Annotated in this window: 17 protein-coding genes and 3 tRNA genes; 7 read left to right on the top strand and 13 right to left on the bottom strand. The window is 74.7% G+C overall.

Annotated features, from left to right (window positions below; all coding sequences use genetic code 11):
- Positions 1-7: 7 nt before the first annotated feature.
- A complete protein-coding gene (locus ACFVQZ_RS18900; protein WP_030493564.1) occupies positions 8-571 on the bottom strand; it encodes an HIT domain-containing protein in 564 nt (187 codons plus the stop codon).
- Between the two features lie 65 nt (positions 572-636).
- Between ACFVQZ_RS18900 and ACFVQZ_RS18895 the strand changes: the two genes are divergently transcribed.
- A complete protein-coding gene (locus tag ACFVQZ_RS18895) occupies positions 637-1,359 on the top strand; it encodes a potassium channel family protein (protein ID WP_051787617.1) in 723 nt (240 codons plus the stop codon).
- A gap of 56 nt (positions 1,360-1,415) precedes the next feature.
- On the opposite strand, the gene thrS is transcribed toward ACFVQZ_RS18895, so the two are convergent.
- The 3 genes from thrS to ACFVQZ_RS18880 all read right to left on the bottom strand — a co-directional run bounded on the left by thrS (position 1,416) and on the right by ACFVQZ_RS18880 (position 5,371).
- Positions 1,416-3,392, bottom strand: a complete 1,977-nt coding sequence (gene thrS / locus ACFVQZ_RS18890) for a threonine--tRNA ligase (RefSeq protein ID WP_030493562.1) — start codon at positions 3,390-3,392, stop codon at positions 1,416-1,418.
- A 111-nt stretch (positions 3,393-3,503) separates the two neighbouring features.
- Positions 3,504-4,805, bottom strand: a complete 1,302-nt coding sequence (locus ACFVQZ_RS18885; RefSeq protein WP_030493561.1) for a hypothetical protein — start codon at positions 4,803-4,805, stop codon at positions 3,504-3,506.
- Positions 4,805-5,371 carry a DUF4365 domain-containing protein gene (locus ACFVQZ_RS18880; RefSeq protein ID WP_030493560.1) on the bottom strand — a complete coding sequence of 189 codons (567 nt, stop codon included), beginning with the start codon at positions 5,369-5,371 and terminating at the stop codon, positions 4,805-4,807. Before ACFVQZ_RS18880 ends, ACFVQZ_RS18885 begins: the two co-directional genes overlap by 1 nt.
- Positions 5,372-5,492: 121 nt before the next feature.
- On the opposite strand from ACFVQZ_RS18880, the gene ACFVQZ_RS18875 reads away from it, so the two are divergent.
- On the top strand, positions 5,493-6,221 hold the full coding sequence (locus ACFVQZ_RS18875) for a 3'-5' exonuclease (RefSeq protein ID WP_383624019.1): 729 nt from the start codon (positions 5,493-5,495) through the stop codon (positions 6,219-6,221).
- A 56-nt stretch (positions 6,222-6,277) separates the two neighbouring features.
- On the opposite strand, the gene ACFVQZ_RS18870 is transcribed toward ACFVQZ_RS18875, so the two are convergent.
- Positions 6,278-6,349: transfer RNA gene (locus ACFVQZ_RS18870), tRNA-Val, on the bottom strand.
- Positions 6,350-6,394: 45 nt separating this feature from the next.
- Entirely contained in the window at positions 6,395-6,841 is a 447-nt protein-coding gene (locus ACFVQZ_RS18865) for an SRPBCC family protein (protein ID WP_030493558.1), read from the bottom strand.
- 80 nt (positions 6,842-6,921) lie between these two features.
- Between ACFVQZ_RS18865 and ACFVQZ_RS18860 the strand changes: the two genes are divergently transcribed.
- Positions 6,922-9,306 (top strand): SCO7613 C-terminal domain-containing membrane protein, encoded by a 2,385-nt coding sequence (locus ACFVQZ_RS18860; RefSeq protein ID WP_383624014.1) that lies wholly within the window; start codon positions 6,922-6,924, stop codon positions 9,304-9,306.
- Between the two features lie 56 nt (positions 9,307-9,362).
- Here the strand turns inward: ACFVQZ_RS18860 and ACFVQZ_RS18855 are convergent.
- Both ACFVQZ_RS18855 and ACFVQZ_RS18850 read right to left on the bottom strand, forming a co-directional pair.
- Positions 9,363-9,437, bottom strand: a tRNA-Val gene (locus tag ACFVQZ_RS18855).
- A 52-nt stretch (positions 9,438-9,489) separates the two neighbouring features.
- A complete protein-coding gene (locus ACFVQZ_RS18850; protein WP_030493556.1) occupies positions 9,490-9,912 on the bottom strand; it encodes a TIGR02611 family protein in 423 nt (140 codons plus the stop codon).
- A 189-nt stretch (positions 9,913-10,101) separates the two neighbouring features.
- On the opposite strand from ACFVQZ_RS18850, the gene ACFVQZ_RS18845 reads away from it, so the two are divergent.
- Complete coding sequence (locus tag ACFVQZ_RS18845; protein WP_030493555.1) at positions 10,102-10,515, top strand: SsgA family sporulation/cell division regulator; 414 nt, start codon at positions 10,102-10,104, stop codon at positions 10,513-10,515.
- A gap of 202 nt (positions 10,516-10,717) precedes the next feature.
- Positions 10,718-11,275 carry a CGNR zinc finger domain-containing protein gene (locus ACFVQZ_RS18840; protein ID WP_030493554.1) on the top strand — a complete coding sequence of 186 codons (558 nt, stop codon included), beginning with the start codon at positions 10,718-10,720 and terminating at the stop codon, positions 11,273-11,275.
- A gap of 25 nt (positions 11,276-11,300) precedes the next feature.
- On the opposite strand, the gene ACFVQZ_RS18835 is transcribed toward ACFVQZ_RS18840, so the two are convergent.
- Both ACFVQZ_RS18835 and ACFVQZ_RS18830 read right to left on the bottom strand, forming a co-directional pair.
- Positions 11,301-11,483 carry a hypothetical protein gene (locus ACFVQZ_RS18835; protein WP_030493553.1) on the bottom strand — a complete coding sequence of 61 codons (183 nt, stop codon included), beginning with the start codon at positions 11,481-11,483 and terminating at the stop codon, positions 11,301-11,303.
- 132 nt (positions 11,484-11,615) lie between these two features.
- The gene (locus ACFVQZ_RS18830; RefSeq protein WP_383624008.1) at positions 11,616-12,047 is read right to left on the bottom strand and encodes a hypothetical protein; all 432 of its coding nucleotides are present in this window, start codon (positions 12,045-12,047) and stop codon (positions 11,616-11,618) included.
- A gap of 190 nt (positions 12,048-12,237) precedes the next feature.
- On the opposite strand from ACFVQZ_RS18830, the gene ACFVQZ_RS18825 reads away from it, so the two are divergent.
- Positions 12,238-12,753: a DsbA family protein gene (locus ACFVQZ_RS18825; RefSeq protein ID WP_030493551.1), complete on the top strand. Its 516-nt coding sequence runs from the start codon at positions 12,238-12,240 to the stop codon at positions 12,751-12,753.
- Positions 12,754-12,772: 19 nt separating this feature from the next.
- Here the strand turns inward: ACFVQZ_RS18825 and ACFVQZ_RS18820 are convergent, their stop codons facing one another.
- From ACFVQZ_RS18820 to ACFVQZ_RS18810, 3 genes are read right to left on the bottom strand one after another with little or no spacing between them, the layout of a single operon-like run.
- A complete protein-coding gene (locus ACFVQZ_RS18820; RefSeq protein ID WP_383624005.1) occupies positions 12,773-13,612 on the bottom strand; it encodes a GNAT family N-acetyltransferase in 840 nt (279 codons plus the stop codon).
- Between the two features lie 43 nt (positions 13,613-13,655).
- Positions 13,656-14,486: an aminotransferase class IV gene (locus ACFVQZ_RS18815; protein ID WP_383624002.1), complete on the bottom strand. Its 831-nt coding sequence runs from the start codon at positions 14,484-14,486 to the stop codon at positions 13,656-13,658.
- Positions 14,483-15,565: a chorismate-binding protein gene (locus tag ACFVQZ_RS18810; RefSeq protein ID WP_383623999.1), complete on the bottom strand. Its 1,083-nt coding sequence runs from the start codon at positions 15,563-15,565 to the stop codon at positions 14,483-14,485. The genes ACFVQZ_RS18815 and ACFVQZ_RS18810 overlap by 4 nt, the downstream gene beginning before the upstream one ends.
- 278 nt (positions 15,566-15,843) lie before the next feature.
- On the opposite strand from ACFVQZ_RS18810, the gene ACFVQZ_RS18805 reads away from it, so the two are divergent.
- Positions 15,844-15,916 (top strand) — tRNA-Gly (locus tag ACFVQZ_RS18805).
- Positions 15,917-15,954 lie beyond the last annotated feature (38 nt).

Here is a 15,954-nt window from a genome sequence, read left to right as displayed (position 1 = left end):
AGCCCGCTCAGACGGTCGCCGGCCAGGCGTCCGCCAGCATCTTCCGGGTGTCCGCGAGCAGCTGCGGCAGGATCTTGGTGTGCCCGACGACCGGCATGAAGTTGGTGTCGCCGCCCCAGCGCGGCACCACGTGCTGGTGCAGGTGCGCGGCGATCCCGGCACCGGCCACGGCGCCCTGGTTCATGCCGATGTTGAAGCCGTGCGCCCCCGACGCCGCGCGCAGCGCGATCATCGCCCGCTTGGTGAAGTCGCCGAGCTCGGCCGTCTCCGCCGCGTCCAGGTCGGTGTAGTCGGCGACGTGCCGGTACGGGACGACCATCAGGTGCCCGCCGTTGTACGGGTACAGGTTCAGCACCGCGTACACGCCGGCGCCGCGGGCGATCACCAGCCCGTCCTCGTCCGACTTCGACGGGATCGAGCAGAACGGACAGCCGTCGTCGGCGCCCGGCCCGGTCGGCTTGTTCTCGCCCTGGATGTACGCCATCCGGTGAGGCGTCCACAGGCGCTGGAACGCGTCCGGCGCCCCCACTCCGATCTGCTGCTCCGGCTCAGTCGTCATGCTGTGCAGCATATGGCGTCGCCCGTTCGGATCGCGTCGGCGGGGCGAGGAAAGCCGCCCCGGGTGATCCTGATCCGATGAGCGACAGGCCCCCGAAACCGCCCCGCCAGGAACGCTGGGACCACCGCATGGAGACGCCGCTCGCCGTCGCCTCGGTCGTCTACCTCGCGGGGTACGCGGTCCGGGTCCTCGCCCGCGACCAGCTGCCGCGGCTGGGCGTCGACCTGTGCCTGGCGGCGATCCTCGGGGCCTGGGCGGTCTTCGTCGCCGACTACGCGGTACGGCTCCGGCTCAGCGGCCTGCGCCCCCTCCGCTTCGTCCGCACCCACCTCCTCGACACGGTCGTCGTGCTGCTGCCGCTGCTGCGCCCGGTCCGGATGGTGACCCTCTACGACCGGGTCCAGCGCCGCCGGGACCGGCCGCGGCTCAGCCTGTACGCCCGGGTGATGGTCTACGCCGGGGTCTCGGTCTCCCTGCTCGGCTTCGCCGCCGCGCTCACCGTCTACCACCACGAGGCCGACGCCCCCGGCGCCTCGATCCGCACCTTCGGCGACGCGATGTGGTGGGCCTGCGCCACGCTGGCGACGGTGGGCTACGGCGACGTGAGCCCGGTGACCCCGGTCGGCCGCACGGTCGCGGTCGGTCTGATGGCGTGCGGGCTGGCGCTGCTGGGGGCGGTGACGGGTTCGTTCTCGTCGTGGCTGATCCAGGCGTTCACCCGGGAGGACGAGAGACCGGGGAACGAGAGGCCGGGAAGCCAGGGGCCGGGGAACCAGAGGCCCGGGAACGAGGGGCCGTAGCACGGGCCAGGCCCCCGAGGCGTCCCCCGGGGGCCTGGGTCGGAACGCTCCGGCCGTCAGACCTGGACGCGCTCCTCGACGACCCGGGCGAGCTTGGCGATGGCCTCGTCGACGGGGATGCCGTTCTCCTGCGAACCGTCGCGGTAGCGGAAGGAGACGGCGCCGGCGGCCATGTCCTCGTCACCCGCGATGATCATGAAGGGGACCTTCTGCTTCTGCGCGTTGCGGATCTTCTTCTGCATCCGGTCCGAGGAGGAGTCGACCTCCACGCGCAGCCCCTGCTTCTTCGCCTTGGCGGCGAACTCCTGCAGGTACTCGACGTGCGCGTCGCCGATCGGGATGCCGGTCGCCTGGACCGGGGCCAGCCACGGCGGCATGGCGCCCGCGTAGTGCTCCAGGAGCACCGCGAAGAAGCGCTCGATGGAACCGAACAGCGCGCGGTGGATCATGACCGGGCGCTGCTTGGTGCCGTCCGGGGCGGTGTACTCCAGGTCGAAGCGCTCCGGCAGGTTGAAGTCGAGCTGGACGGTCGACATCTGCCAGGTGCGGCCGATGGCGTCCCGCGCCTGCACGGAGATCTTCGGGCCGTAGAAGGCGGCGCCGCCCGGGTCGGGGGTGAGCGGGAGGCCCTGCTTCTCGGCGACCTGCTGGAGGACCGCGGTGGCCTCCTCCCACACCTCGTCGGAGCCGACGAACTTCTCCGGGTCCTTGGTGGACAGCTCCAGGTAGAAGTCGGTCAGGCCGTAGTCGCGGAGGAGGTTGAGGACGAAGGTGAGGGTCTTGTCGAGCTCCTCCGCCATCTGCTCGCGGGTGCAGTAGATGTGCGCGTCGTCCTGGGTGAAGCCGCGGGCCCGGGTCAGACCGTGGACGACGCCGGACTTCTCGTACCGGTACACGGTGCCGAACTCGAACAGGCGCAGCGGCAGCTCACGGTAGGAGCGCCCGCGCGCGTCGAAGATCAGGTTGTGCATCGGGCAGTTCATGGGCTTGAGGTAGTAGTCCACGCCCTCGTCGAGCTGCATGGGGGGGTACATGCCCTCGGCGTACCAGTCGAGGTGGCCCGACTTCTCGAAGAGCTTGCCCTTGGTGGCGTGCGGCGAGTAGACGAACTCGTAGCCCTCCTCCTCGTGCCGCTTGCGCGAGTAGTCCTCCATGACCCGGCGGATGATGCCGCCCTTGGGGTGGAAGACGGCGAGGCCGGAGCCGATCTCATCCGGGATGGAGAAGAGGTCGAGCTCGTTGCCCAGCTTGCGGTGGTCGCGCTTCTCGGCCTCGGCGAGGAAGTCCAGGTGGGCCTTCAGCTCGTCCTTCGACGGCCAGGCGGTGCCGTAGATGCGCTGGAGCATCGGGTTCTTCTCGCTGCCGCGCCAGTAGGCGGCGGCGTTCCGCATCAGCTTGAACGCCGGGATGTTCCGGGTGGTCGGCAGGTGCGGGCCCCGGCAGAGGTCCTTCCAGCACAGCTCGCCGGTCTTGGCGTCGAGGTTGTCGTAGATGGTCAGCTCGCCGCCGCCCACTTCGACGCTCGCGCCGTCCTCGGAGCCGGCCGAGCCCTTGATGCCGATGAGCTCCAGCTTGTACGGCTCGTCGGCGAGCTCCTCGCGGGCGGCCTCGTCGGTGACGACGCGGCGGGCGAAGCGCTGGCCGCGCTTCTGGATCTCCTGCATCTTCTTCTCGATGGCCTTGAGATCCTCGGGCGTGAACGGCTTCTCGACGTCGAAGTCGTAGTAGAAGCCGTCCCGGACCGGCGGGCCGATGCCCAGCTTGGCCTCGGGGAAGAGCTCCTGCACGGCCTGCGCCATGACGTGCGCGGTCGAGTGGCGCAGGATGTCGAGGCCGTCCGGGGAGGAGATCTCGACGCCCTCGACGACGTCGCCGTCGGCGAGCTCGTACGAGAGGTCCTTCAGCTCCCCGGCGACGCGGGCGGCGATGACGGTGCGGTCGTCGGCGAACAGCGCGCCGGCCGTGGTGCCCGCGCTCACCGTCCTCTCCTCGGGGCCTGAGGCGGTCTGGACGGTCACACGGACTTCGGACACGGGTACTCCATGCATCGGGGCGCCGGCAGACACGAGGTGCCGGCGTCGGTGGCGCGCGGCAGAGACGAGGTGCCGCGTCCCCTCGATCTTACGGGCCCGGCCGGGGACCGCTCACCCCTGCTCCTCCGGCCCGCACGCCTCCTCGAAGAAGTCGAGGTCCTCGTGGAGCGACTTCATCAGCCGGTCCCGCTCCGCCTCGTCCACCTGCACCGGGACCACCCCGGAGGCGTCGGCGAGGCGCCGGAAGCCGCCGCGGCTCTCCAGGCGCCCGACGACCCGGATCGGCAGGCCGACGAGGTGGGCGTGGCCGGCGGTGCGGTACGCCTCCTCGTCGAGGGTGGCGCGGACGTGGCCGACGTCGGCGCCGCCGAGCACCCGGAGCTTGACCGTGCCCTCGCCGCGCGGCCCGGAGCGGCGGAGCCGGACGACGGCGCCGGTGATCCGGACCGGTACGGAGGGCTCGTCGGTGAGGTAGCGGGCGCTCGCCTCGCGCAGCGCGGGCAGGTCGCCGGGCGAGAACTCGACGGGCTCGGGCCGGGCGGCGCAGCCGTCCGGGACGCCGGCGGCCGGTGCCCAGGCGAGGGCGACGCGGACGCCTTCCGTACCGCGGACGAGGGCGACGAGCGCGTCGGTGAGCTCGCGGCTGACGCCGGCCTCGACGGCGGAGTCGAAGGCGTCCATGCCGCCGGTGGCCCGCTGGTAGTCGACGGCCTCCCGGGCGGCGTGCAGGGCGTGGTAGAGCCGGACGGCGACGGGGCGGCCGGGCGGGACCGGGAGGAAGGCGGTGAGGGCGCGTCCGGCGGGGTCGGCGGCGACGACGACGGGTTCGAGGGCGGCCCGGGCCGCGGCGCGGTGCCGGGAGCCGTGGTAGCCGGCCCGGCCGCGCACGGCGAGGGCGCCGGCCAGGAGGACCTTGCGGGCGGCGGAGCGCAGCTGCTCGTGCACGGGCCAGGGGACGGTGCCGGCGGGGCCGACGGGTCCGTCGCGCCACCAGCGGACCTCGTCGCTGGGGACGGCGAGGCCGGTGAGGACCTCGCGGGCGGAGGGGGTGGCGCTGCGGGCGAGGGCGGTGAGGGCCTCGCCGATGAGTTCCTCGCTGTCGGGGAAGGCGAGGCTGTCGGGGACGAGGAGGCTGGTGCCGCCGCCGGGTCCGGCGCCGGGCGGGGTCCAGCGGCCGTAGCGTCCCGCGGCGCCGCCGCGCCGCCGCCAGCCGTGCCGGGCGAGGAGGGCGGCGAGGACCCGCGGGTCCACCCGGCCGGGGTCGGGCACGCCGTCGCCGGTCCAGGGGCCGGCGGGGCCGGCGGGTCCGGCGCCGGGCAGCGGGTGGGACCGGTAGGGCGGCGGTACGGGGACGGGGCCGCGCCCGGCCCCGTCTCCCGCCCCGTGTCCGGGTCCGTCGATCGGTCGGTGCATCAGGGTCTCCCTCCCCGGCCGACCCGGGTCATGATCTCGCAGAGCGCCCGGTCGTCGAAGATCCGCGCCGTGGGGACGCGCACGGTGGTCCGGCGGCGTCCGGTGACCGGGTGCCCGGCCAGGTTGATCCAGTAGCAGCAGTGCCGCAGGTCGAGCCGGTCGTGGCTCGCGCGCAGCCAGTCCTCCGGGTCTCTCGGGACGATCATCACGACCAGGATCTTGTGCACCGCCACGGGGGTCCGGGCGAGCTTGACCAGGTGGTCGTTGTCGAGGGTGAAGGGGAAGGTGCTCCCCGTGGGTCGGGCCGGCAGCTGGTAGGTGCACTTGAGCTGCACCTTGATGGTGACCTCGTCGTCGACGGTGTGTCCGGGCGAGCCGTGGCTCACGTGCCAGTCGACGCCGTTGTCCGGGAAGGGCTGCGCGAGCGAGCAGCCCGCCGCGGCGGCGACGGCGTGCAGGTATCCCACCTGGAGGGTCTCCATGCAGGCGGTGGTGGCGAGTGAGCCGCGTGCCGGGGCCGCCCGCTGGGGCGGCAGCCCTCCCGACTCGGGCTGGGCGAGCGCCATGTGAACGTCCTTCCCCGTCACCCCTGTTGTGACCGGTCCGCGTACGCCGCAAACGGGGCGGGTATCACCGGTTCGGGGCAGGGGGTTGGCCATCTGCCGCGCGGGTGCGAGGAGTTCGGGGATGACGACGAGCTGGTACGAAGGGCCCCTGGCCGCCTTCGACACGGAGACCACCGGAGTGGACGTCGAGCGGGACCGGATCGTGTCCGCCGCGCTCGTCGTCCAGGACGCGGCCGGGGCGCGGCCCCGGGTGACGCGCTGGCTGGTCAATCCGGGTGTTCCGGTGCCGGAAGACGCCACGGCGGTGCACGGGCTGACGGACGATCACCTCCAGCGGAACGGCCGGTGGCCGTCGCCGGTGATGGAGGAGCTGGGGCGCGCCCTGGCGGAGCAGAACGCGGCGGGCCGACCGCTGGTGGTGATGAACGCGCCGTTCGATCTCACCATCCTGGACCGGGAGTTGAGGCGCCATCGGGCGTCGTCGCTGGGCCGCTATCTGGAGCACACCTCGCTGTGCGTGCTGGATCCGCGGGTGCTGGACAAGCATCTGGACCGGTACCGCAAGGGCCGCCGGACGCTGACGGACCTGTGCGCGCACTACGAGGTGGAGCTGGCGGGGGCGCACGACGCGGCGGCGGACGCCACGGCGGCGCTGGAGGTGGTGCGCGCGGTCGGGCGGCGGTTCGCGTCCCGGCTGGAGCGGTTGTCGCCGGCGGAGCTGCACACCCTCCAGGCGGTGTGGCACGCGGCGCAGGCGCGGGGGCTGCAGGCGTGGTTCACCCGGCAGGGGACGCCGGAGCTGGTCGATCCGGCGTGGCCGCTGCGGCCGGAGCTGCGCAAGGCGGCGTGAGGGTCCCGGAAACGGCTGAGGCCGGTCCGTCGTGGTGACGGACCGGCCTCTCCCGGTGGGCGATACTGGGATCGAACCAGTGACCCCTTCGGTGTGAACGAAGTGCTCTCCCGCTGAGCTAATCGCCCGGGAACGGGTTGAACCATACAGGGCTCCCGCGCCGGGTTCCAAATTCATTCGGAGCGCAGGAGGCCGGCGAGGCCGCGTCTGCCGCCGCGCATCATCAGGGCGTGGTTGGCGCGGAAGAGCGGGCGGCCGGGGACGGCGAGGAGGCGCAGCAGCCGGGCGCGGACCTCGACCTCCTGTTCGTACAGGGCGCGGGTGCCGGTGCCGTCGGGGGTGAGGGTCCAGCGGGCCCAGCCCTCCAGGTCGCCGCCGAGCCGGACCTCCAGGACGCGGGCGGCGGGGTCCCGGCGCGCGGCGCGGACGGTGACGCGGAGGTCGTACGGGAGCAGGGAGCGGAAGCGGGCGGTGCCGGAGGTGCCGTCGCGGGGGGCGACGGCGCGGACCTGGGGCCACCAGCGGGGGTACTCCTCGGCGCGGGCGAGGACGGCGTAGACGCGGTCGGGCGGGGCGGCGAGCCGCCAGACGCTGCGGAAGCGGTACCGGGACCAGTCCATGGGTCCAGTGTGGGTACTCGGGGCGGATCTGAGTAGCAGCGCCCATTCCGGGGCCGGGGAGGCGGCGCGACACTCCGGGCATGAACACGAAGTTGCCTCCGGCGGAGGAGCTGCGGCTCGTCGACGACGAGCTGGCCCGGCTGGACGCGCGCCGGTCGGTGCTGCTGGCGCGGCGGGCCTGGCTGCTGGGCGTGCTGCACTCCCCCGCGGCGCCGCCGTCCTCGGGCCCCGCGCGGGCGGAGACCTCGCCGCGCGGGGCGCAGAACGCGCTGCTGACGCTGGGCGGGATCCTGCTGGCGGTGGCGGCACTGGCGTTCACGCTGGTGAGCTGGGGCTCGATGGGGATCGCGGGGCGGTCTGCGGTGCTGCTGGCGGTGACGTCGGCGGCGCTGGCCGCGCCGGTGGTGCTGCTGCGCCGGGGGCTGGCGTCGACGGCGGAGGCGGTGGGGGCGCTGGGTCTGCTGCTGATGGTCCTGGACGCGTACGCGCTGCACCGGGTCGCGCTGCCGGGCGCGGACGGGACGGCGTACGCGGCGGTGGCCTCGGCGGTCCTCGCGGGCGCGTGGGCGGGGTACGGCGGGGCGCTGCGGGGGCTGCGGCTGCCGGTGCCGGCGGCGGTGGCCGCGGCGCAGCTTCCGCTGCCGCTGGGGGCGGTGGCGGCCGGCGGGGGTCCGGCGGCGGTGGCGTGGGCGGCGGTGCTGACGGCGGCGGCGGACGTGCTGCTCGCGGGGCGTCCGGTGGGGCTCGCGGCGCGGATCGCGGCGGGCGTCCTGGTGTCCTGGGCGCTGCTGGCGGGCGGCTGGCTGTCGGTGACGGACCCGTGGTCGGGCGCTCCGCTGCTGGTGGCGTGCGCGGCGCTGTGCCTGTACGCGGTGCGGGTGGCGCGTCCGGCGGCCGGGGCGCTGGCGGCGGTGGCCGGGGTGGCCCTGGTGGCGGCGGCAGGCGGGCCGGTCCGGGCGGCGCTGCCGGTGGACTGGACGGTGCCGGTGTACGTGGTCTGCGGTCTGGCGCTGGCGGCGCTGTGGCGCCCGGTCGCGGCGGTGCGGGTCCCGGAGCCGGTGCGGGCGGGGTTCGGGCTCGCCGGGGGCGGCGTGGCGGCGCTGGGGGTGGTGTGGGCGCTGCCGCCGGTGCTGGGCGGGCTGCTGGGCCCGGCGGACCGGAGCGCGGGCATCTGGTCGGGGGCGCATCCGGAGCCGGTGCCGGCCGGGTATCCGGCGACGGCGGCGCTGGTGCTGCTGCTCGGCGCGGGCGCGGCGGCGGCGACCGGGCGGCTGTGGGGCCGGTGGGGCGCGGTGGTGCTCGGCTGGGCGCTGCTGACGGCGCTGCCGGTGCTGGGGGACCTGCCGTACGCGGCGGGGCTGGCGGTCCGGCTGGTCGCGGTGGCCGGGGCGCTGGCGCTCGCGGTGCGGCCCGGGGCGCCGGCCCGGGGTCTCCCGGAGCCGGTCGCGGTGCCGGTGCCGGAGCCCCCGGCGGGTGTCTGGGGTGCCGGGCCGGCCGCTCCGGTGGTGCCGCGTGTGCTGTTCGCCTGGACGGGGCTGGCGGCCGGGGCGGCCTCGGCGGCGTCGGCGGTGCTGTCGGCGCTGGACGCGCGGGCGGCGACCTTCGGGGTGCTGGGGGCGCTGCTCGGACTGTTCGCGGCGGCGGCGGTGCTGGGGGCCGGGGCGGTGCGGGAGTCGGCGGGGTGCGCGGTGGTGCTCGCGGCGGCGGGTCTGGCGGGGGCCGGGGCCGCGGCGGCGGGACTCGGTCCTGCGGCGGCCGGGCTGGTGCTGCTGGTGGTGCCGGCGGCCACGGCGGCGGTGGCGGTGCGGTTCCGGTCGGCGGCGGCCGAGGCGACGGGCGCGGCGGTGGGCGCGGTGGCACTGGCGCTGACGGTGGGGCGGCCGGCGGTGCTGGCCCTGGCGCTGGCCCTGGCCGGTCTGGTGGCGGCGGCGACGGCGCTGCGGCCGGAGCGGCGGCGCGCGGGCTCGTGGGCGGCGGGGGCGCTGCTCCTGGCGGCGGCCTGGGTGCGGCTGGCGGTGTGGGGCGTGACGGTGCCGGAGGCGTACACGCTGCCGGTGACGGTGCCGGCGCTCGTGGTGGGCTTCCTGCGGCGGCGCCGGGACCCGGCGGCCTCGTCGTGGGCGGCGTACGGCCCGGGGCTCGCGGTGACGCTGGTGCCCGGCGTGGTGGCGGTGTGGTCGGACCCGTCCTGGGCGCGTCCGCTGCTGCTGGGGACGGGGGCGCTGGCGGTGACGCTGCTGGGGGCGCGGTTCCGGCTGCGGGCGCCGCTGCTGCTCGGCGGGGCGGCGCTCGCGCTGGTGGCGGTGCACGAGCTGGCGCCGTACGTGGTGCAGCTGGTCGGCGCGCTGCCGCGCTGGCTGCCGCCGGCGGCGGCGGGGCTGCTGCTGCTCGCGGTGGGCGCCACGTACGAGCGGCGGCTGCGGGAGGCGCGACGGCTGCGGGAGCGGCTGTCCCGGATGCGGTGAGCGCGGACGCGCCGAGGGCCCGGAGACGGTGATCGTCTCCGGGCCCTCGGTCCGGGTGGTGGGCGATACTGGGATCGAACCAGTGACCCCTTCGGTGTGAACGAAGTGCTCTCCCGCTGAGCTAATCGCCCCGGCGCACCGCCAACATTACCGCATGTCAGCGGGGCTTCGAACCACCCCGGGTCAGGAGTCGATCTTCCACGGCATGACGAGGCCGAACTTCCAGAGGTACCAGCCGAGCAGCGCCGCGATGATCACCACACCGATGACGGTGAGGATGATGTTGCGGCGCCGGACCTTGGGGTCGAGGGCGCGCTGGGCGGCCTCGGTGACCTTGCGCTTCGTCCAGCGGAGGACGATCTGCGCCCAGACGAACTCGGTCGCCCAGATCGCCATGCCGGCGAAGATGACGAGCCAGCCCGGCCCGGGGAAGACCAGCATGAGGATGCCGGCCACGATCACGGCGAGTCCGACGATGAAGACGCCGACCTGCCAGCTCAGATGGAGGCCCTTGCGGGCCTTGATGAACTCCGGTGCCCGGGATCCCAGTTCGGCTTCGCCGTCGCTCGGGGGCTGGGGCGCGCGCTCGTCACTCTCCGCATTCATGGGGCCAATTTACCCGACACACCAGCCCCACTGGTATGGCGGTATTACCCAAAGTTACATTCGGCCGTCCGAGCTACCTGAACACTCACAAAACCGACAGAGGGGTTTACAACGGCACCGGAGGTGGCATGTCGATTTCGCCGACGTGCGAATCCCCGAGCGCACACTGAGCGAAAGGCCCTGGCGCTTATGAACACCGTGGTGAGCTGCGAGCTGCACCTGCGCCTCGTTGTGTCGAGTGAGTCCTCACTGCCTGTACCCGCGGGCCTGCGGTATGACACGGCGGATCCGTACGCCGTGCACGCCACCTTCCACACCGGAGCCGAGGAGACGGTCGAGTGGGTCTTCGCCCGCGACCTTCTCGCCGAGGGGCTGCACCGGCCCACCGGCACCGGCGACGTCCGGGTCTGGCCGTCCCGTAGCCACGGCCAGGGCGTCGTCTGCATCGCACTGAGCTCGCCCGAGGGCGAGGCCCTGCTGGAGGCCCCCGCGCGGGCCCTGGAATCGTTCCTCAAGCGGACCGACGCCGCGGTGCCACCCGGCACCGAGCACCGGCACTTCGACCTCGACACCGAGCTGTCCCACATCCTGGCCGACAGCTGAGCCAGGCCCTGTGACGTCCGGCGCCGTCTTGACTCGGGGAGACGGCCGCCGCCCCGGCACGACCTCCGGCGCCCCCCACCGCGCAGCCGGCGCGGTGAGGGGCGCCGTCGCGCGTTCCCGCGCTTTCCCCCGCTTTTCCGGGGCGCGCTAGAGTCGTCTCCCATCCGCGGGCGCCCGCCCGCGGCCGGCCAGGGAGCGTAGCGTGCTCATCCCCCACGACACCCGTATCGCCCTCGACACCGTCGTCGACCTGATGAACACCGCCGCGCAGGGCGACCGCGAGGACACGCTCACGGACCTGGACGCGCTGGGCGCCTTCGTGCGCGAGCACCGGATCAGCGACGTGGGCGAGCTGACCGCGGAGGACCTGCGGGCCGTCCGGGGCGTCCGCGACCGCTTCGCCGCCGTCTTCTCCGCCCCCGACGCGAAGATCGCGGCCCCGCTGATCAACCAGCTGGTGGCCGCGGCGGGCACCACCCCGCAGCTCACCGACCACGACGGCTACGACTGGCACGTGCACTACTTCGCGCCGGGCGCCTCGGTCGCCGACCACCTGGCCGCCGACTGCGGGATGGCGCTCGCCTTCATCGTGGTCGCGGGCGAGCGGGAGCGGCTGCGGCGGTGCGAGGCGCCGGACTGCGGCCGGGCCTTCGTCGACCTCTCCCGGAACCGGTCCCGCCGCTACTGCGACAGCCGCACCTGCGGCAACCGGCTCCACGTGGCCGCCTACCGGGCCCGCCGCAAGGAGGCCGCCGGCTGACCGCCGCGCGGACGGCGGCCGGGCCTCACAGCACGTAGAGGTCGTGCAGGGCCGCCATCAGGAGCAGGGCGCCGATCACCGTCAGGAAGATCATCAGCGGCGGCTGCGACAGCGCGAAGAGGCAGCCCCTCGGCTCGTCGGCCGGAGGGTCGGCGGCGGGGCGGGACTCGGCGGCGGCGGGGGCGGCTCCCCGCGAGGTATCCAGCATCTCGGGGGGATGATCGCGCACCCCGCACCCCCGGAAGACCCGAAACCGCCCCGGCGGGGGGCGGTTCATCCCTTCCCGTGGATCTCCGGCGCACCGGCCGGTCGCAGCCCGGCAGGCAACGGCCAGAAGCGGTCAGATTCCGTGCTTCTTCAGAATCGCCTCGATGTCGCTGAAGTCGTCGCCGCCCGTCCCGCCGGCCGCCGGGCCCGCCGCGGGCCCCGTCAGGGCGTCCCTGCCCCGGGCCGGAGCCGAGGCCCCGGGCGCCACGGCCGCGGGCTCCGCTCCCCCGCCCGCCGCCTTCCGGCCGCCCCGGCGCCGCTCCACACCCCGCACCGTCATCAGGAGCAGCCAGGCCGCGCCGAGCACGCCGAAGCCGGCCCAGGCGACCGGGCTGAAGACGGTGTCGAAGGCCCACTCGACGGCCCCGGTCATCACGAGGCCGAGCGGCACCAGCGCCCACCCGGCGATCCGCGCCGCCGACAGGTACTTCTTCCGGTACGCCGTGATCGCGGCGATCCCCAGGCCCGCCGCGGACACCGCGGAGCAGATGGTCTCGGCGAGCATGCGGTCCTCCAGGTCCCGGGTGATACGTCCCTTCCATCCTGCACCGCGCCCCGCCCCCGGGGCCATGCCCGCGGTCCGGTCTCAGGGAGATCTCCGGGTCGTCCCCCGGGGGATCTCCTCCTCAGGTCCCGGTCCGGCCCGCGCCGGTGCCGGTTGGGGCCCGGGCGGCCCGGCTGGAAGACTGCGGGGCATGACTGACTCCACCACCCCGTCCCCCGCCCCGGTCGTCCTGGAGGCGTGGTTCGACCTCCAGTGCCCGGACTGCTTCCAGGCCCTCGACGACGTCCACGCGCTGCGCGCGAAGTACGGCGACCGGCTCGACGTCCAGCTGCGCCACTTCCCGCTGGCCAAGAACAAGCACGCCTACGCCGCCGCCCAGGCCGCCGAGGAGGCGGCCGACCAGGGGCGGGGCTGGGCGTACGCGGAGGCGCTGCTGGCCAGGACCGCCGACCTCGCCGACCGCGGCGAGCCGGTGCTCCTGGAGGTCGCCGCCGGACTCGGCCTGGACGCCGAGGAGTTCGACACCGCCCTGATCGACGGCCGGCACCTGCTCACCGTCGACGCCGACCAGGCCGAGGGCCAGGCCCTCAAGGTCACCGGCACCCCGACCTATGTGATCGGCGGCGAGCGCCTGGACGGCGGCAAGAGCCAGGAGGGCCTGCGGGCCCGGATCGAGGAGATCGCCGACCGGCTGCTGGCGGGCTGACCGCCGCCCGCGCGGCGGCTCAGAGCAGCGGCTTGGTGCTGTTGACGGTCGTCGTGCGGTAGCCGAGCGACTCGTACAGGCGGATCGCCGGGGTGTTGCCCGCGAAGACGTGCAGTCCCAGCAGGGTCTCCCCGGCCTCCAGCGCCGCGCGTTCGGCGAGGAGCATCAGGGTCCGGCCGTACCCCTGGCCGCGCCGCTCCTCGTCGACCTCGACCCGGTACACGTACACGGCGTTCACGCCCGGCTCCAGCTCCCGCGCGCCGGTCCACACGTGTCCCACGGGCCGCCCGTCGACGAGGACGAGCTGGATCGCGGTGCCGGGGGTGGCGAGCCCCTGGGGCAGCAGCTCGCGGTGGCTGGCCTCCGCCTTGGCGCGGGCCTGGTCCTCGGGGACGCCGCGGTCGATCCAGCTGCGGGCGAAGCTCTCCCGGGCGGCGGCCTCCCACCCGGTGAACTCCTCCTCCGTCATCGGGCGGGTCTCGGTCCCGGCCGGCGGCGCGGGCGGCGGGCCGGCCAGTTCCTTCAGCATGTTCCGGCTGATCTCGGTGTAGCCGAGGGCGCGGGCCAGCGCGAGGGCGGCGCCCGCGTCGGCGGGGACCGTTATGCCGACGTCCTTGCAGCCCCAGCCGCGCAGCACCTCCTCGGCGGCGAGGGCCGCCACCGTGCCCCGGCCCCGGCCCCGGTCCGGTTCGTCGACCCGGAGCCCCTGGATCCGGCCCGAAGCGGCCCCGAAGTGGGGGTCGGTGGCGATACGGACGGAACCGACCCGGCGGCTGTTCACGCAGATGTCGTAGGTGCGCGAACGGCCGCCGTCGGCGGAGTGCTGGAGCGGCTCGGCCGGCCGCAGGGTGGTGGTCATCCCTGGAGTTCTACCCACCCGGCGGGCCCGCCGTCATCCGGTTTCAGCCGAGGCGCGGGTCCCGGTCCGCGGCGGCCCGCTCCTCGAAGACCCGCATCGCCTTGGCGGTGACGGGCCCCGGGGCGCCGGCGAGTTCGCGTCCGTCCACCCGGTGCACGGCCTGGACGTCCCGCAGGGTGGAGGTGAGGAAGACCTCGTCGGCGGTCTCCAGCACGTCGAGCGGCAGATCGGTCTCGACGGCGCCGGTCCACTCGACGGCCAGCGCGCGCGTGATGCCGGCGAGGCAGCCGGAGGAGACCGGCGGGGTGTGGATCCGGCCGTCGAGGACCACGAAGACGTTGGAGCCGGTGCCCTCGCAGAGCATGCCGACGGTGTTGCCGAAGATCGCCTCGGTGGCGCCGGCCTCCTTCGCCCGGGCGAGGGCGACGACGTTCTCCGCGTACGAGGTGGTCTTCAGGCCCGTGACGGCGCCGCGCTCGTTGCGGGTCCAGGGGACGGTGACCACGGCGGTGGTGTCGGCGCGGCGGGAGGTCTCGCCGACGGCGACGACCAGGCCCGGGCCGGCCTCGCCGCGCTCCGAGCCGAGCGGGGAGAGCCCGCCGGTGTACGTGATGCGGAGCCGGCCGAGCTCCATCGGGTTGGCCTCCAGGACGGCGGCGCACGCCCGGCGGACCTCGTCGAGGTCCGGGTCGGGCAGGCCGAGGCCGCGGGCGGAGCGGGTGAGCCGTTCCAGGTGGAGGGTGAGGGCGAACGTCTCGCCGCGTTCGGCCTTGACGGTCTCGAAGACGCCGTCGCCGACGGTAAGACCGTGGTCCAGCACGGAGACCCGGGCGGTGTGCTCGTCGTACAGACCGCCGTTGACCCACAGTTTCATCGAGAGATGGCCTTTCCGCTCGCCTCGGTGACATCGGTGTCCGGGGCGCCCGACTCGTAGGCGCCCGACGCTATCGCGACCAGCCGGGCGGCCTTCAGCTCGGTCTCCTCCCACTCCCGCTCGGGGTCGGAGCCCCAGGTGATCCCGGCACCGGTGCCGAACCGGAGGACGCCGAGCGGGCGGTCGATCCAGAACGTGCGGATGCCGACGGCCAGCTCGCCGTGGCCGCTGTCGGCGTCGACCCAGCCGACGCCCCCGCAGTACGGGCCGCGCGGCGCGGTCTCCAGGGCCTCGATGATCCGCAGGGCGCTGGACTTGGGGGCGCCGGTGACGGAACCGGGCGGGAAGGTGGCGGCGAGCAGTTCGGGCCAGCCCGCGTGCTCGCGCAGCACCCCGCTGACGGTGGAGACGAGGTGGACCAGGCCCGGGTGCTCCTCGATCTCGCAGAGGGCGGGAACGGCGACGGAGCCGGTCTCGCAGACGCGCCCGAGGTCGTTGCGGACCAGGTCCACGATCATCACGTTCTCGGCGTGGTCCTTGGGCAGCAGGTCGGCGGCGGTCCGCCCGGTGCCCTTGATCGGGCCGGACGAGACCCGGCCGCCCTCGCGCCGCAGATACAGCTCGGGCGAGGCGGTGGCGATCTCGACGCCGTGCGCGGGCAGGCGAATCGTTCCCGCATACGGCGCGGGGTTACCGGCCGCGAGCAGCGCGGTGAGGGCGTCGACGTCGGCGGCGGCCGGGTCGGGCAGCGGCGCGCTCATCACCCGGCAGAGGTTCGCCTGGTAGACCTCGCCGCGCGCGATGTGCTCGCGCACCTTCCGTACGCCCGCGGTGTACGCGGCGCGGTCGAGCGAGGACGTCCAGTCACCGGGCCGGGGCCCGGACCAGGCGCCGGGGACGGCGGCGGGCACCGGCGCCCTGCGGACGTCTCCGAAGCGGGCGCAGGTGAGCCGGCCCTCGAAGTCGGCGCAGACGGCCCAGAAACCGGCGGAGTCCAGGGCCTCCGGGTCATGGGTGACGTCCCGGAGGTCGGTCGCGACGAGGCCGCCGAAGCGGGCCAGGGGAGCAAGGTCGTACACGCATCGAGTCTAGGTCGGTCCGCGCGGGCGCAGGGGGCGCGCGGGGGCGGAGGACGGGGCGGTGCCCGTACGCGACCTCCGGGGCGCGGCCGGCGGGGGCTGCGCGCGACCTCGGGGACACGGCGGGTGAACACCGCCGGAACCCTCCGGGAGGCCCGACCCGGCACCGGGAAGGGCCCGCAGGTCAGCACGCTGCGGAAACGCGTTTTTGTACTGGCCCGGGAATCCGCTAGAGTTCAACACGTCGCCGGGACGCGCAAGCGGACCGGAAACGACAAGCGGACGTGGCTCAGTTGGTAGAGCATCACCTTGCCAAGGTGAGGGTCGCGAGTTCGAATCTCGTCGTCCGCTCGATGTGGGGGATCTTCCCGAACCCCCGTTATCACTCC

This window comes from Streptomyces sp. NPDC057854 (assembly GCF_042797055.1).
GTDB lineage: Bacteria > Actinomycetota > Actinomycetes > Streptomycetales > Streptomycetaceae > Streptomyces.
The sequence above is the reverse complement of the archived record's forward strand: the minus strand, read 5'-3'. Positions and strand labels throughout refer to the sequence as shown.

Excerpts from the sequence above, each read along its gene's own strand:
- ACFVQZ_RS18820 (WP_383624005.1), bottom strand. The coding sequence starts at position 13,612 with ATGACCACCACCCTGCGGCCGGCCGAGCCGCTCCAGCACTCCGCCGAC.
- ACFVQZ_RS18895 (WP_051787617.1), top strand. The coding sequence starts at position 637 with ATGAGCGACAGGCCCCCGAAACCGCCCCGCCAGGAACGCTGGGACCAC.
- ACFVQZ_RS18885 (WP_030493561.1), bottom strand. The coding sequence starts at position 4,805 with ATGCACCGACCGATCGACGGACCCGGACACGGGGCGGGAGACGGGGCC.
- ACFVQZ_RS18835 (WP_030493553.1), bottom strand. The coding sequence starts at position 11,483 with ATGCTGGATACCTCGCGGGGAGCCGCCCCCGCCGCCGCCGAGTCCCGC.
- ACFVQZ_RS18900 (WP_030493564.1), bottom strand. The coding sequence starts at position 571 with ATGCTGCACAGCATGACGACTGAGCCGGAGCAGCAGATCGGAGTGGGG.
- ACFVQZ_RS18875 (WP_383624019.1), top strand. The coding sequence starts at position 5,493 with ATGACGACGAGCTGGTACGAAGGGCCCCTGGCCGCCTTCGACACGGAG.
- ACFVQZ_RS18845 (WP_030493555.1), top strand. The coding sequence starts at position 10,102 with ATGAACACCGTGGTGAGCTGCGAGCTGCACCTGCGCCTCGTTGTGTCG.
- ACFVQZ_RS18860 (WP_383624014.1), top strand. The coding sequence starts at position 6,922 with ATGAACACGAAGTTGCCTCCGGCGGAGGAGCTGCGGCTCGTCGACGAC.
- ACFVQZ_RS18825 (WP_030493551.1), top strand. The coding sequence starts at position 12,238 with ATGACTGACTCCACCACCCCGTCCCCCGCCCCGGTCGTCCTGGAGGCG.
- ACFVQZ_RS18830 (WP_383624008.1), bottom strand. The coding sequence starts at position 12,047 with ATGCTCGCCGAGACCATCTGCTCCGCGGTGTCCGCGGCGGGCCTGGGG.
- ACFVQZ_RS18880 (WP_030493560.1), bottom strand. The coding sequence starts at position 5,371 with ATGGCGCTCGCCCAGCCCGAGTCGGGAGGGCTGCCGCCCCAGCGGGCG.
- ACFVQZ_RS18850 (WP_030493556.1), bottom strand. The coding sequence starts at position 9,912 with ATGAATGCGGAGAGTGACGAGCGCGCGCCCCAGCCCCCGAGCGACGGC.
- ACFVQZ_RS18815 (WP_383624002.1), bottom strand. The coding sequence starts at position 14,486 with ATGAAACTGTGGGTCAACGGCGGTCTGTACGACGAGCACACCGCCCGG.
- ACFVQZ_RS18865 (WP_030493558.1), bottom strand. The coding sequence starts at position 6,841 with ATGGACTGGTCCCGGTACCGCTTCCGCAGCGTCTGGCGGCTCGCCGCC.